General features: G+C 45.5%; 9 protein-coding genes. 8 read left to right on the top strand and 1 reads right to left on the bottom strand.

What is annotated here, in order from left to right; all coding sequences use genetic code 11:
* Positions 1-213: 213 nt before the first annotated feature.
* Positions 214-1,224: a UDP-glucose 4-epimerase GalE gene (galE, locus tag L0991_01090; protein ID XGB62680.1), complete on the bottom strand. Its 1,011-nt coding sequence runs from the start codon at positions 1,222-1,224 to the stop codon at positions 214-216.
* A gap of 394 nt (positions 1,225-1,618) precedes the next feature.
* On the opposite strand from galE, the gene ebgR reads away from it, so the two are divergent.
* From ebgR to L0991_01050, 8 genes are all read left to right on the top strand, one after another.
* Entirely contained in the window at positions 1,619-2,602 is a 984-nt protein-coding gene (ebgR, locus tag L0991_01085) for a transcriptional regulator EbgR (GenBank protein XGB62679.1), read from the top strand.
* 322 nt (positions 2,603-2,924) lie between these two features.
* Complete coding sequence (ebgA, locus tag L0991_01080) at positions 2,925-6,041, top strand: beta-galactosidase subunit alpha (GenBank protein XGB62678.1); 3,117 nt, start codon at positions 2,925-2,927, stop codon at positions 6,039-6,041.
* 3 nt (positions 6,042-6,044) lie between these two features.
* Complete coding sequence (locus tag L0991_01075) at positions 6,045-6,497, top strand: beta-galactosidase subunit beta (GenBank protein ID XGB62677.1); 453 nt, start codon at positions 6,045-6,047, stop codon at positions 6,495-6,497.
* Between the two features lie 141 nt (positions 6,498-6,638).
* Positions 6,639-8,063, top strand: a complete 1,425-nt coding sequence (locus tag L0991_01070; GenBank protein ID XGB62676.1) for an amino acid permease — start codon at positions 6,639-6,641, stop codon at positions 8,061-8,063.
* 577 nt (positions 8,064-8,640) lie between these two features.
* Positions 8,641-10,074: an amino acid permease gene (locus L0991_01065; protein XGB62675.1), complete on the top strand. Its 1,434-nt coding sequence runs from the start codon at positions 8,641-8,643 to the stop codon at positions 10,072-10,074.
* A gap of 349 nt (positions 10,075-10,423) precedes the next feature.
* A complete protein-coding gene (locus tag L0991_01060; GenBank protein ID XGB62674.1) occupies positions 10,424-11,488 on the top strand; it encodes a hypothetical protein in 1,065 nt (354 codons plus the stop codon).
* Positions 11,489-11,503: 15 nt separating this feature from the next.
* Positions 11,504-13,879: an alpha-glucosidase gene (ygjK, locus tag L0991_01055; protein XGB62673.1), complete on the top strand. Its 2,376-nt coding sequence runs from the start codon at positions 11,504-11,506 to the stop codon at positions 13,877-13,879.
* A gap of 387 nt (positions 13,880-14,266) precedes the next feature.
* Entirely contained in the window at positions 14,267-15,607 is a 1,341-nt protein-coding gene (locus L0991_01050) for an MATE family efflux transporter (protein ID XGB62672.1), read from the top strand.
* Positions 15,608-15,677 lie beyond the last annotated feature (70 nt).

Below are 15,677 nucleotides of genomic sequence, written 5' to 3'. Positions count from 1 at the left end.
CGCTTAAAACTCAGTGTCTAAACCTCTATGTTTAGACGTTTTTCCAGAGCTCTATAGTTCGGTGCATCAGCTAATAACCTATAGAGATCAATAACCTTTAACTCATCCGTCATTCCAGAATCGAGGTACGAGATATCTGGAACCTCTCTTTTCTAATCTCTTACCTCTGCATTCCCCAAAGAAGTTGGAGTTGCAGCTTTCAATTACATCAAGTTAGTAACCATTAGGGTTATTCGACTGCCACTTCCACGTATCCGCCGTCATCTCCATCACGCTGCGAGTCGCCTTCCAGCCAAGTTCACGCTCCGCCTTTTCCGTGCTTGCCCAACATTCAGCAATATCACCAGCACGGCGCGGGCATAACTCATAAGGAACAGGTTTACCTGATGCTTCAGCAAAAGCTTGCAGCATTTCTAGAACACTTGATCCCTTACCTGTACCTAAGTTGTAAATGTGCAAACCCGCTTTCTCGCCCACAGCTTTTAATGCTGCGACATGGCCATCGGCCAAATCCATCACGTGGATGTAGTCACGAACGCCAGTTCCATCCGGTGTTGGGTAATCGTTTCCAAAAATAGAAAGCTTCTCTCTACGACCGACAGCAACCTGCGCAATGAATGGCATTAAGTTGTTTGGAATACCTTGTGGGTCTTCGCCCATAGTGCCTGACGGGTGTGCGCCAACCGGGTTGAAATAGCGCAGTAACGTTACGCTCCAGTCATTTTCAGCGTTGAATAAATCACTCAAACACTCTTCAACCATGTACTTACTTCGGCCATAAGGATTAGTCGTCGCACCTGTTGGAGAGCTTTCCGTGATTGGCACAATCTCAGGGTCACCGTACACAGTCGCTGAAGAACTAAACACGATACTTTTCACGCCCGCTTTTTTCATACAGCGAGCAAGAACCAATGAGCCATTAACGTTGTTATCGTAGTATTCCAAAGGCTTAGCGACCGATTCACCCACCGCTTTTAGACCTGCAAAATGAATCACAGCTTGGATATCATGCTTGGCAATCACGCCATCTAAAAACGACTCATCACGGATATCACCTAAGTAAAATGTTGGTGTTTGACCGGTTAGCGCATTGATTCGCTCCAGTACTAGCTCTTTGCTATTGCAAAGGTTGTCTACAATGATTGGCTCCATACCTGCCTGCATCATTTGGATGCATGTATGGCTCCCGATGTAACCCATACCGCCTGTAACCAGTACTTTCACAATCAACCTCTCTTCGCTGTCATTCACGATTTAATCTGCACCAATACGCTGCGTATTGGCTCGTTGTTGCGGAAATAGTAGCAGCCAATTTGGCAATATTTCTGTGATCAGAACCACGAAGTGTAAACGTTTACACAAAGTTACACGCAGCACATCGTTTAAGTTATAGAAAAAACAAATCGATACAGCCCTCTAATTCATTGAATTTAAATGAGATATTTATAGATAGTTAGATTTGAGACATCACAGAGGAGTTGAGCATTTATTTTACTAAAAGTTAATGCAATGACTTTCAGTTTGATTACAATAGGTCTGTACAATAAAGAGGTGCATTGCTTTTTTTACTAAAGACAAATTTCAAAGCAGCGCAATGTTCCAAGAACAGGAAGTGAGTATGGCAACGTTAAAAGATATCGCGACTGAAGCTAATGTTTCATTAGCTACCGTTTCTCGGGTTCTCAATGAAGATCCTACATTAAGCGTCAAGGAAGAGACCAAAAGGCGTATCTTTGAAATTGCAGAGAAGCTGGAGTACAAAACGAGCAGCTCACGTAAAACGGTTAGCAGCAAAAAGCAGCACCACCACTTCCTTGCACTATATAACTACAAGCAAGAAGCGGAAGTTAACGACCCTTACTACCTATCAATTCGTCACGGTATCGAGACTCAGTGCGAAAAGATGGATATCGACCTAACCAACTGTTATGAAAGTAAAATACAGACCAACTCAAGCCAAGTTACTGGTATTTTACTCGTAGGAAGAATGACTCAAGAAGTTATCGAGCAAGCGAAAAAGCTTACGGATAACATCTGTTACGTTGACTTTACTGATCACTCAGAACCTTATGATTCTGTTGATATCGATCTCGCTCGTATCAGCAAAGAAATCACCAATTTCTTCATCAACCAAGGTTATGAACGCATTGGTTTCATCGGTGGCCAGGACGATATCAACACCTCTGATATTCGCGAGATCGCCTTCGCAGAGTACGGCGGTTTGAAGAACGTTGTTAGCGAACAAGACATCTACCGAGGCGACTTCTCTAGCTCTTCTGGCTACAAACTGGCGAAGCAGATGTTAGAAAGTGGCGACTACCCAAAAGCGATGTTTATTGCATCAGATTCAATCGCAATCGGTGTTTTACGTGCAGTTCATGAGCATGGATTAAGCATTCCTGATGATATTGCGCTCATCAGTGTAAACGACATCCCAACAGCTAAATTTACCTTCCCATCTTTATCAACAGTTCGTATTCACTCTGAACTGATGGGAATTCAAGGTGTTAACTTATTGATTGAGAAATCTCGTGATGGCAGAACCATCCCATTACGAGTGTATGTACCAAGCAAACTCAAGCTAAGAGACACAACAAAATAACGATACCTTTCAAATAGATAGCCAAAGGCCACCAATATATCGGGTGGCCTTTTTTATGCCTGAAACATCACATTTCATTCGCCTTCTCCCTTGTAAAATCCGCAGCCTAAAGCACCCAATAGCATTATTTTAAGTGGATCACACAGCACTGTAAAAAGCCCTCAAAAAACGTGATGGAGTTAAAGTAAAACGTTTTCACCAATTTCATTTAGTAAAACTTTTACTAATAATTACCTCAGTCCAAAAAATACTCGTATTCACTACGACCCAATTACGCATAAGAACGTCGGCTAGCATTCAAATAGGCCGAGAGAGAGGCAACGTGAACAACTGGGAAAACTTCCTTAACTTACATGAGAACCGTATGGCACCACGTGCTTACTTCTTCTCATACGCATCAGAAAAAACAGCTAAAACATTTCAACGTGAACTAAGCAGTCACTTCCAACTACTGAGTGGTCAATGGAATTTCAGCTACTTCACTAACCCGCTCTTGGTTCCTGAAGAGTTTTACTCTCAAGAGATGAGCGATTGGGGCCATATTACGGTACCAAACATGTGGCAGATGGAAGGCCACGGCGATCTTCAATACACAGATGAAGGTTTCCCATTCCCGATTGATGTACCTTTCGTACCGTCAGATAACCCAACTGGCGCATACCAACGCTCTTTCTTCCTTGGCGAAAGCTGGAACGACAAACAGACCATCATCAAGTTTGATGGTGTAGAGACTTACTTTGAAGTTTACGTAAACGGTGACTATGTCGGTTTCAGTAAGGGCAGCCGTCTGACTGCTGAATTCGATATCTCTAGCCACGTAAAAGCAGGCAACAACCTACTTTCTATTCGCGTGATGCAGTGGGCAGATTCCACTTACATTGAAGACCAAGACATGTGGTGGACAGGCGGTATCTTCCGTGATGTTTACCTTGTTGGTAAAGAACAACTTCATGTTCAAGATCTAACGGTTCGCACTGATTTTGACGACGCTTACCAAAGCGCTACCCTTTCGTGCAACGTTGCTCTAGAAAACCTAGCAGCAGCGACAAACGCAACCCTTGAGTACGCATTGCTTGATGGCAGCCAAGTTATCTCCCAAGGCTCAGTAGATAACTTAACGGTTCCTAACCAACAAACTGGCGGCAATGCGAACACTCAATTCTCTATCGATGTAGTGAACCCAGTTCAATGGAGCGCTGAAAACCCATACCTTTACCAATTACTGCTGACGCTAAAAGATGCAGACGGCAAAGTGCTAGAAGTGATTCCACAACGTGTTGGTTTCCGTGACATTAAAGTTCGCGATGGTCTGTTCTACATCAACAACAAATACGTGATGCTGCACGGCGTAAACCGTCATGACAACGACCACCTAAAAGGTCGCGCAGTTGGCATGGATCGCGTTGAGAAAGACCTAGTATTGATGAAGCAACACAACATCAACTCAGTACGTACCGCGCACTACCCGAACGACCCTCGCTTCTACGAGCTATGTGATATCTACGGCCTATTTGTTATGGGCGAAACCGATGTCGAAACACATGGTTTTGCTAACGTTGGCGACTTAAGCCGCATCACTAACGATGCAGCATGGGAAGCTGTGTTTGTTGAACGTATCGAACGTCATATCCACGCTCAGAAGAACCACCCTTCTATCATCATGTGGTCGCTAGGCAACGAGTCAGGCTACGGCTGCAACATCCGTGCTATGTACGATGCAGCAAAATCGATTGATGACACTCGTTTAGTTCACTACGAAGAAGACCGTGATGCAGAAGTAGTTGATGTTATCTCTACGATGTACTCACGTGCTCAACTAATGAATGCCTTCGGCGAGTACCCACACGAAAAACCACGCATTATCTGTGAATACGCACACGCAATGGGTAACGGCCCAGGCGGCTTAACTGAATACCAAAACGTGTTCTACAAGCATGATGCAATTCAAGGTCACTACGTTTGGGAATGGTGTGATCACGGAATCTTAGCTCGTGATGAAGCGGGTACTGAATTCTACAAATACGGCGGTGACTACGGGGACTACCCGAACAACTACAACTTCTGCATGGACGGTTTGATCTACCCAGACCAAACACCGGGCCCAGGCTTAAAAGAGTACAAACAGGTTATCGCACCAGTGAAGATCCGCGACTTCAATTCAGAAGACGGCACCTTCACCGTTGATAACAAGCTGTGGTTCTCAAACATTGATGACTACACCATCACTGCAGAAGTTCGTGCTGAAGGCGAAACCATTGCAGTACAACACATCAAGGTTGAAGAGTTGGCTGAAAACTCTAGCCGCGAACTGACACTTAACTTGCCAGAGCTTGATGAGCGCGAAGTATTTGTGAACTTTACTGTGCGCAAAGATTCTCGCACGCCTTACAGCGAAGCGAACCACGACATCGCGGTGTACCAATTCCAAGTGAAAGAGAATACAGCACAGCTAGAGGCCTTCACCAACAACAATGCAACGGCACTGAATGTTGAAGAGTCTCGTCTCGCTTACCTAATCAAAGGCCATAACTTCGCACTGAACTTCTCGAAAGTGAACGGCAAGCTGACGTCATGGTTAGTCAATGGCGAAGAGATGATTAAGTCAGAACCACGAATCAACTTCTTCAAACCAATGATCGATAACCATAAGCAAGAGCACGATGGTTACTGGGAGCCTGCACACCTACAGATCATGCAAGAGCACTTCCGCACGCTTAACGTGGAAGAGAACAACGGCAAGGTAGAGATCACGACCACCAGCATCATTGCTCCACCAGTATTCGACTTCGGTATGCGTTGTGAATACCGCTACCAAGTTAATGCTGAAGGCCAATTGAACGTTGAGCTAAGCGGCGAACGTTACGGTGAGTACCCTCATGTGATTCCAGTGATTGGTTTTGATATGGGCATCAATGGCGACTTCGACCAAGTTCAATACTACGGTCGCGGCCCTGAAGAAAACTACCAAGACAGCAAGCAAGCCAACATGATTGATGTGTACCAATCAACGGTTGCAGACATGTTCGAGAACTACCCGTTCCCACAAAACAACGGCAACCGCCAACATGTTCGTTGGGCTGCGCTTTCAAGCCGAGCGGGTAATGGTATTGCAGTAAAACCACAGCAAGAAATCAACTTCAGCGCATGGTTCTACACCAATCAAAACCTGCACCAAGCACAACACACCATTGAGCTAGAGAAAAGCGGTTACATCACGCTAAACCTAGATCACCAAGTGATGGGCTTAGGCTCTAACTCTTGGGGCAGCGAAGTGCTCGACTCTTACCGCGTGTACATGGACGAGTTCCGCTACGGCTTAACTCTGATTCCATTCCAAGCAGGCGATTGCGACGCACAGCACCTAATCAATCACAACTTTGGCGATGAGTTTTTTACGGCGAATGCTCCAAAAGCTCAACCACAACTGAACGAGGCATAAACGATGATCGTTTTAGAGAACTTAGAACAATTTAAAGTCGTCTACCGCGATGGTCGTAAATGGCAACGCTGTGTAGAAGCGATTGAAAACATCGGCAACATCAAAGATGGCGTGATGTATTCAATTGGTGACTCACTGGCTTACATGATTGAAGACGGCGTGGCTCGCAACACAGAAAACTTCACCGGTAATCGTCGTTACTTCGACGTGCACTACTACCTAGAAGGCCGTGAAACGGTTGAGTTTGCTGCCAAATCAGAGCTAGAGCAGATCCAAGCTTATAGCGATGAAACCGACCGCGAACATCTAATGGGTAACGGCGAAACTCGTGAGCTAGTTGAAGGCCAAGTGGCGATCTTTGACAACAACCAGGCTTACCGTTTCCACGGTGATAACCGAGTTCGCAAAGTGGTACTGAAAGTGACCATTGAAGACGGTTACTTCCTCAATAAATAACAACAACCCTATCTATTCACAGTATGTAACGAGCCTTGCCGTTCAAGGCTCGAACATACTGAACAAAGCCTCAATGCTTTCTCCCTACAAGGAAGCATTGAGAAATAACGACTATAATTACGTGATTCCTCGGAGGACACTATGTCTGAATCTGTACGCGGTAAGTTAGGCAAATTTGCCCTGCTTTCCATGACATTTGCAGCGGTATTTAACGTTCGCAACATCGTAAACAACAACATCGAATTGGGATTAAGTTCTGCTCCTATCTTTTTGCTTGCGACCCTTATTTACTTCATTCCGTTCGTATTCATTATTGCTGAATTCGTATCAGCAAATAAAAATTCTGAGTCAGGCATGTACGACTGGCTTAAAAAACCACTCGGCTCTAAAGCGGCTTACTTAGGCTCATTTTTATACTGGTTCGTAAACCTATTCTGGTTTGTCTCTCTGCTACCAAACGTCATTGCTTATGCCTCTTACGCGATGCTAGGTTACGAATACGCCTTCTCTCCGCTAGTGACTTCTGTGATCTCGATTGTTCTGTTTGCTGCAGCAACCCACATTTCGACTAAGGGTGCGAGCTGGCTAGGCAAGATCTCTGAAATCGTGGCTTACGGTGTATTCGCACTATTCGCAATCTACGTTATCGGTGCACTAATGGCGCTAGGCGGCGACCACGTACCTGCTGAACCAATCACGCTTCAAGCTATGTCTCCGACCATTAACTGGGCGACACTGGGCATTATGTGTTGGATCTTCCAAGCAGCTGGCGGTGCAGAAACAGCGGCGGCTTACCTAAACGATGTGAAAGGTGGCCATAAGTCTTTCATTAAAGTAATCATCGGTGCGGGTATCGCTATCGGTTCTATGTACGCTATTGGCTCACTACTGGTAAACGTGTTCGTTGCTCGTGAAGACCTAACGTACGCAGGTGGTATGGTTGAAATCTTCACTGGTATGGCTCAGTTCTTCAACATCTCTGAATCTATGACAGGCCGCTTCGTTGGTATCGTTCTGTTCGTTGCTATGTTTGGTTCAATGATGATGTGGACAGCAGCACCAGTTAAAATCCACTTCTCTGAAATTCCGAAAGGCGTTTACGGTGAGAAAACAACAGAGCTAAACGAACATGGTGTTCCAGTTCGTGCAGCATGGTGGCAGTTTGCGTTCGTATTCGTGATGCTTGTGGTTAACGGCTTCGGCTCTGAATCAGTACAAGACATGATGAACACAGCAATCAACCTAACAGCTGGTACCGCAATGCTACCGCCTATTTTCATCATGGTGGCGTACTTTGTGTTCCGCTTGAAGCATGACGATACACCGCGTGATTTCCGTATGGGTACTCGCACTCAAGGTATGGCTGTGGTTTCTGTTCTGATTACTATCTTCGTTGTGAGCATGACAGCGTCAGCCTTCCCAACAGGTGTAGACCTAGTTCAAGCCTTCTTCATCAACGTATTTATGACAGCAGTATTCTCTGGCATTGCATGGTGGTGGATTTCTCGCTTTGAAAAGAAGCAAGCAGGTAAAGAAGCTAAGCTAGAAACGGCTAAGCAGTCGTAACCTGAGTTAACCTTCAGCATTTATAAAAAAAGCGCCCAATACGGCGCTTTTTCTATTTAAATCAACAAATTAAAACCAAACCATCAATAATAAAAACGCCATTCCGTCAAGTGTAAACCTCTCATAAACACCGATAAACCGCTAAATAAAACAGCTACAAAAACCAAGGTAAAACATTAACTAAATATATTTACTCAAGGTCACATATTTGATCAATTTCGATTAACTTCCCGCCGCTTAATCTTTAATCTTCTTGCTGAAGAGACAAACTAATTCATATAAAGAAAGTGACATACAGCCCCTACAAGCTCCATAAAAACGTCGCCTATGAAACAAGTAATCTCTTTATAGAACACATTAGTATCTGCCCCTTGATTCCGGTAATAAATTTACTGAAATTAATAAAAACTAATACTTATGTGTCCGATCGTACATCTAATAAAAATAACAACGAGCCAACCCTGACAAAACAAAGCAGGTGTTTGCCAAACCAACATAACAATAAAAGTGCGGCCTAGATTCACCCTGTCTAGGACCAAGTTATAACGATCATCAACGTGATTCACCGGAGAACATCATGTCCGATAATAAACGCAGTACGATAGGCAAGTTTGCCCTACTGTCTATGACCTTCGCGGCGGTATATAGCTTCAATAACATCATTAATAACAACATCGAAATCGGCCTCTCCTCGGCTCCGATGTTCTTTTTAGCAACCATCTTTTATTTTGTTCCTTTCTGTCTGATTGTTGCTGAGTTCGTATCCCTGAATAAAGACTCAGAAGCGGGTGTTTACTCATGGGTAAAAAGCTCTCTAGGAGGCCGCTGGGCGTTTATTTCAGCTTACACATACTGGTTTGTTAACCTATTCTTCTTCACATCTCTGCTGCCTAGAATCATCGCTTACGCGTCTTATGCGTTCTTAGGTTTCGAGTACATCTTCACGCCAATGACCACCGCGATATTGAGTACCATTTTGTTTGCAGTCGCGACGCACATCTCCAACAACGGCGCGAAACTATTAGGCCCTATCACCTCATTAACTTCGTCACTAATGCTGCTTCTAACCATGTCTTACATTTTACTGTCAGGCGGTGCGTTGATCGGTGGTATCGAACCAGCAGACCCAATTACCATTGAAGCAATGACCCCAAGCTTTAACTGGGCATTCCTAGGCGTCATCACTTGGATCTTCATGGCCGCTGGCGGTGCAGAGTCGGTCGCGGTTTACGTAAACGACATCAAAGGCGGTCACAAGTCTTTCGTTAAAGTAATTATCATTGCGGGTATCTTTATTGGTGCGCTGTATTCGGTGGGTTCTATCCTGGCTAACGTATTCGTATCTCGTGAAGAGCTTAAATTCACTGGTGGTTCAGTACAGGTTTTTGAAGGCTTAGCACTCTACTTCGGCTTACCTGAAATTCTTATGAATCGCTTTGTGGGCATCGTTTCTTTCACTGCGATGTTAGGCTCTCTACTGATGTGGACAGCGACACCGGTTAAGATTTTCTTCTCTGAAATTCCTAAAGGTATCTTTGGTGAGAAGACGGTCGCCCTGAACAAACAAGGCGTACCAGAGCGTGCAGCTTGGGTTCAGTTCTTCATCGTGATTCCGTTGATGTTCATCCCGACGCTAGCGTCTGACACGGTGCAAGATTTGATGAGCACCATCATCAACATGACTGCAGCTGCTTCTATGCTACCGCCACTGTTCATCATGATCGCATACCTGCACTTGCGCCTGAAACTCGATCACCTACCGCGTGATTTCCGCATGGGTTCTCGCCCTGTTGGTATCGCAGCGGTATCGATTCTTATCAGCATATTTACCGTGGGTTTCTTCGCATCAACCTTCCCAACGGGTGCTGACATCATGACCATCATCTTCTATAACGTCGGCGGCATCGTGATCTTCTTGGGTTACGCATGGTGGAAGTACGGTCAATACGAGAAAAGCTTGTCTCCAGAAGAGAGAAAGCTAGAAGCAAAACCAGAGCCTGCGAGCGCTTAAGTTAACTTAATACTCTCGTTAAATCCCTAAGGCACTCCCCAATTTGGTGAGTGCCTTTTTATTTGTTCATCTGATTCATCCATCAAGTTTCAATTCAAAAACCAAATACATCTATCACTAGCCATCAGCGTACAAATTCAACTAAAAACCAAAATTACCCTCAGGTAAATATTTACTAAAAATAGATCACACTTTTAGAGTGATTTAATTTTAAACACGAAAATAATCATTAATATCGGTTTTGCGATCGTAAGTGAGCTGACCGTATACGCCTTGAAGAGCACCCCATATTAGAAGTCAGAGCAACCTACGAAGCTTCATTTATCAACCCGAAACAGAAGTGAATAAAATGAAACTTAGTTTTACTAAAACCACTCTTATTACAAGTTGTATTCTTGCTGCTCTAACGGCGAATGCCCACGCTAATGAAACCGCTGCTAACCATAGCGACACTCAGCCCCCTAAAACAGAATCAGAAACACTTTTTGACTTCTATGGTGAACTTGGCCTTGGTGGTCATGTTGCCCTAGAAGGTGACGACAAAGGCCGCTACGCAGACGGTACTTACATTGAAGCTGGCTTGGCTATCGAGCATGGTAATTGGTTTGGTCTTGCTTACATGGAAGGCTGGACAGTTCAAGCCGATGACGAAGGCAATGCATGGGCTACTGGCCACGGTTGGGGCGGCTTCGAAGGTGGTTTTAACCGCTTCTATGCTGGTTACCGCACAGATGCAAAAACAGAATTTATTGTCGGTCGTATGGACTCGTCTCTTGATGACGTTCAATGGTGGGGTGACCCAACGGTAGAGTACGGCTATGCGATCTCAAACACTCGTGACGTACACGTTGGTGTGAAGATCCAAAACCTAGAAGGCAAGCTACGCTACAGCGTTTCCTTCGCTCCAGAATCTGACTTCTCTGAAGACGATGCGCTGATTCACTTTGGTAAATACGACAACTTCGCAGACCAATGGAAAGATAAAAATGCCATGGTCAACGGTTATGTCCAATATGACCTGACTGACGACCTAACACTAATGGGTGGCGGTGAAGTTCGTAATAACGACGGTGGCGAACTTCTACTATTAGGTGCTGAGTACAAGAACTTTGCTACTCGTGTTTGGCACGACACTGACAAAGGCAACCAAGAATCGTTTGGTAGCGAGTCTGGTATTCAAACCAGCGCTTGGTACGAAGCCGCACAAGGCGTTTACCTATCTGCCGCATACAACTACGCCAACTTTGACGGTGATAACGGCGAAAAAGAGATCACTTCTTACATCAACGCCGGTGTTTGGTACGAATACGGAAACGGTGCATTTGCGACCGCTTTCGATAGCCGCTTTGGCGTAGGTAGCGACACTGAAATTGGCGACGCACAAGTGTTCGCAATGCAATACTTCTACTGGTAATAACAGGAACTCACTATGAAACTGAACAAATCATTCGCAGCTATCGCTATTGGCGCAGCACTTGTTGTTACTGGTTGCGCATCAAATACAGGCTCTGAAGAGCTTCAAGCAAACCAATTTAAGAACGTTATCGACCGCACTGGCTCACCAGAATACATGCGTGACTATGACTTCGATGACCATCAACGCTTTAACCCGTTCTTCGACCTAGGTGCATGGCACGGTCACTTGTTACCAGACACGGCTGAAGGCATGGGTGGCTTCCCGGGAACTGCGCTGCTTACTGAAGAATACATTAACTTCATGGCTGATAACTTTGACCGCCTAAGCGTGTACAAAGATGGCAAAAAAGTTGAATTCACGATGGAAGCTTACAGCCTACCGGGCGCATTGATTCAGACCCTAAAATCTGACGATGTAACGGTAGAGATGACGCTGCGTTTTGCTTCTAACCGTACCTCTCTACTGGAGACTAAAATCACTACTGACTCGCCAGTTGAGTTAGTCTGGGACGGTGAACTGCTTGAAAAAACACACGCGAAAGAAGGCGTAGCGCAAACCGATAAAACCATTGCCGAGACATACCCTGACTACAATCGCCAAATCGTTGCAACCGATGACGGCCTAACGGTCACTTTCGGTAAGGTGCGTTCAACTTGGGATCTACTGACCTCAGGTGAGTCTGAGTACCAAGTTCATAAGTCGATTCCAACCCAAACCAAGGTCGATGGCTTAACGTTTACTTCAACTGCAAGCATTGAAGAATCAACCACCATCTACACCACATACTCACACGTGTTAACGGCAGAAGAAGCAAAAGCGGAACAGCCTGAGATCAAAAAGATCATGGCAAACCCTACCGATTTCTTAGCGGCATCTGAAGCGCGCTGGGAAGGTTACCTAGAGATGGGGTTAACCAACCCGAATGCGACGCCTGAGCAAGAGCGTGTTGCGGTAAAAGCGATGGAAACCTTAAACGGTAACTGGCGTGGCGCAGCCGGTGCGATGGAGTTTGACTCTGTAACACCTTCGGTAACGGCGCGTTGGTTCTCTGGCAACCAAACATGGCCATGGGATACATGGAAACAAGCTTACGCGATGGCGCACTTCAACCCAGACGTAGCGAAAGACAACATCCGCGCAATGTTTGCCTACCAAATTCAAGCTGACGATCCTGTTCGCCCTTGGGATGAAGGTTACGTGCCAGATCTATTGGCTTACAACCTAAGCCCAGAGCGTGGCGGTGACGGTGGTAACTGGAACGAACGTAACACCAAGCCTAGCCTAGCGGCATGGGCGGTAATGGAAGTTTACAAAACGACCAGCGATGAAGCTTGGCTAGAAGAGATGTATCCAAAGCTAGTGGCTTACCACGACTGGTGGCTACGTAACCGCGACAACAATGGCAATGGCGTTCCAGAATACGGCGCAGCGCGTGATAAAGCACACAACACTCCTGAAGGCGAAATGTACTTCACTGTGGTTCGTGGTGACAAACACGAAACCGTTGTAGGTCAAGCAGCACTGGATAAAGTGATTGCAGAAGGTAACTATGACTACATCGAGAGCCCAGCTCAAACTGCGGCATCTTGGGAATCAGGTCGTGATGATGCGGCAGCCTTTGGTTTCATCGATAAAGACCAGCTAGACGCCTACGTTGCCAACGGCGGAAAACGCAGTGATTGGGATGTTGAATTCGCCCAAAACCGTGCGGAAGACGGCACCCTGTTAGGCTACTCACTGCTACAAGAGTCCGTTGACCAAGCAAGCTACATGTACAGTGATAACAAGTACCTAGCGGAAATGGCGGACATTCTGGGCAAAGAGGCGGAAGCGAAAGAATTCCGTGAAAAGGCTGAGCACCTATCGAACTACATCAACACCTGTATGTTCGATGAAGGCACGAACTTCTACTACGACATTCGTATTGAAGATAAACCTTTATCTAATGGCTGTGCGGGTAAACCGATTGTAGAACGTGGCAAAGGCCCTGAAGGTTGGTCACCACTGTTCAATGGCGCTGCAACCCAATCAAACGCGGATGCAGTGGTCTCTGTGATGAAAGACACCTCTGAGTTCAACACCTACGTACCTCTGGGCACTGCAGCGCTATCTAGCCCTGCATTCGGCCCAGATATCTACTGGCGTGGACGTGTATGGGTAGACCAGTTCTACTTCGGTCTTAAAGGTATGGACAGCTACGGCTATCGTGATGATGCGATTGAAATGGCAGGCGCTTTCTTCGACCACGCTGATGGCTTGGTGCAAGACGGCCCTATCCGTGAGAACTACAACCCATTAAACGGTGAGCAGCAAGGTGCGCCAAACTTCTCTTGGAGTGCAGCTCACTTGTACATGCTTTACAACGATTTCTTTACTGACGCAGAGTAAATTAAAACCTATACCTGTCTTCTGGAATTCAATGAAAAGATAACCTCATAAATTTCAGGCTTTGGCACTCAGTATCTCGCTGAGTGCCTTTTTTACTTCTCAATCAGCATAAAAAGTAAGATATAGGAGTATTTGGCCTACCATGATCCTTTTACTCTCACTCCTGCTCATTGAGCTTTTGTTGCTATTTTTCAGTGGCTGAAATCCGGTCGAATCACATCATGAAACACGCGAATAAGTTTCACAGCAAAGAGCTAGAATGTGGGCAATACGGGTTTATTCAAAATATATTTACCCTTATTCGTAATCCGGACATTAATTTGATAGTCGTTTACCCAATAACCACTAAACTATAGTCTCGCCTTCCCTTTTTTTGAGAAAACCTAAATGCCTAATGCTGATTCCACCCTAAACAAACGCATGGGAATCGTTGCGCTCACTTGGCCAATTTTTATCGAAGTACTGCTTCGAACAGCACTAAACACCAGTGATGTATTCATGTTATCTGGATACTCAGACAAAGCCGTGTCTGCTGTTGGTGTTATCTCTCAGATATCCTTTTTCCTAATCATCGTATCGACCATGGTCAGCAGTGGTACTGGTATTCTCATTGCCCAATACAATGGCGCCTCACGCGATACAGAAAGCGCTCAAGTTGGCGTTGCCAGTATCATATTAGCGATTATTACGGGTGTATTGCTGAGTATTTTCGCAGTGCTAGGCGCAGAGTACTTTATTCCGCTCTATCAGCTTGAAGCTCAGGTTGAGCAGTACGCACAAGAATACTTGTTCATCAGCGGTGCCCTCACTTTCAACGTCACGATTGGTGTGGTGCTTACCACTATCCTTCGCAGTCATGGTTACTCTAAATCTCCAATGGTCATCAACATGATTGCTGGTGTTATTAATATCTTCGGTAACTACTGCGCACTCTACCAACCTTTTGGCTTACCGGTATACGGCGTTCAAGGGGTAGCCATTGCAACCGTAACTAGCCAAGTGATTGGCATGCTTATCTTGATTGGGGTGGTCAGAAGTAAAGGCATAGACCTACCCGTGAAACAGTTTAAATCGGTACCGAAGTCTATCTATCAGAAGATAATGAAGATCGGCTCGATGAACGCGGGGGAAGTGCTCTCTTACAACATGGCACAGATCAGCATTACCTTCTTTGTCGTTCAAATGGGCACGTCATCACTGGCGGCATTTACCTACGCTCAGAACATCGCACGTCTCTCGTTTGCCTTTGCTTTAGCCATTGGTCAAGGTAGCCAAATTCAAACCGGTTATTACATCGGTAAAGGGTGGATCGATGAAATCACGTCACGCGTACAGCGCTACTTTGTGGTGGGTTTCATCGCTTCAACCACGATCACCTGTGTGGTTTACCTATTCCGTTATGAGATTCTCGACCTATTTACACAAGATCCTGAGATCATCGCATTAGCAGCAGGGCTGATTGCGGGGTCAATCATTCTCGAAGCCGGTCGAGTATTTAACCTTATCTTCATTTCATGCTTGAAAGCCGCTGGCGATATTAAGTTCCCAGTAAAAATGGGCATCCTCAGCATGTGGGGCATTGGGGTTGCCATGAGCTATTTGCTTGGCGTGCACTGGGGTTATGGTGTGCTTGGTGCTTGGATGGCGATCGCGATGGATGAATGGTTCCGAGGCATCATTATGGCGTATCGCTGGCGAGCAAAAAAATGGACTCGTTTCTCGCTTTAAGTGGTTGAAGATACGTGAGTAAATTTGACTGATGCAAAAGAAAAAGCGCTAGGGGGAGCTAGCGCTTTTT

The sequence above is a fragment of the Vibrio chagasii genome, from assembly GCA_041879415.1.
Taxonomy (GTDB): Bacteria; Pseudomonadota; Gammaproteobacteria; order Enterobacterales; family Vibrionaceae; genus Vibrio.
The sequence above is the reverse complement of the archived record's forward strand: the minus strand, read 5'-3'. Positions and strand labels throughout refer to the sequence as shown.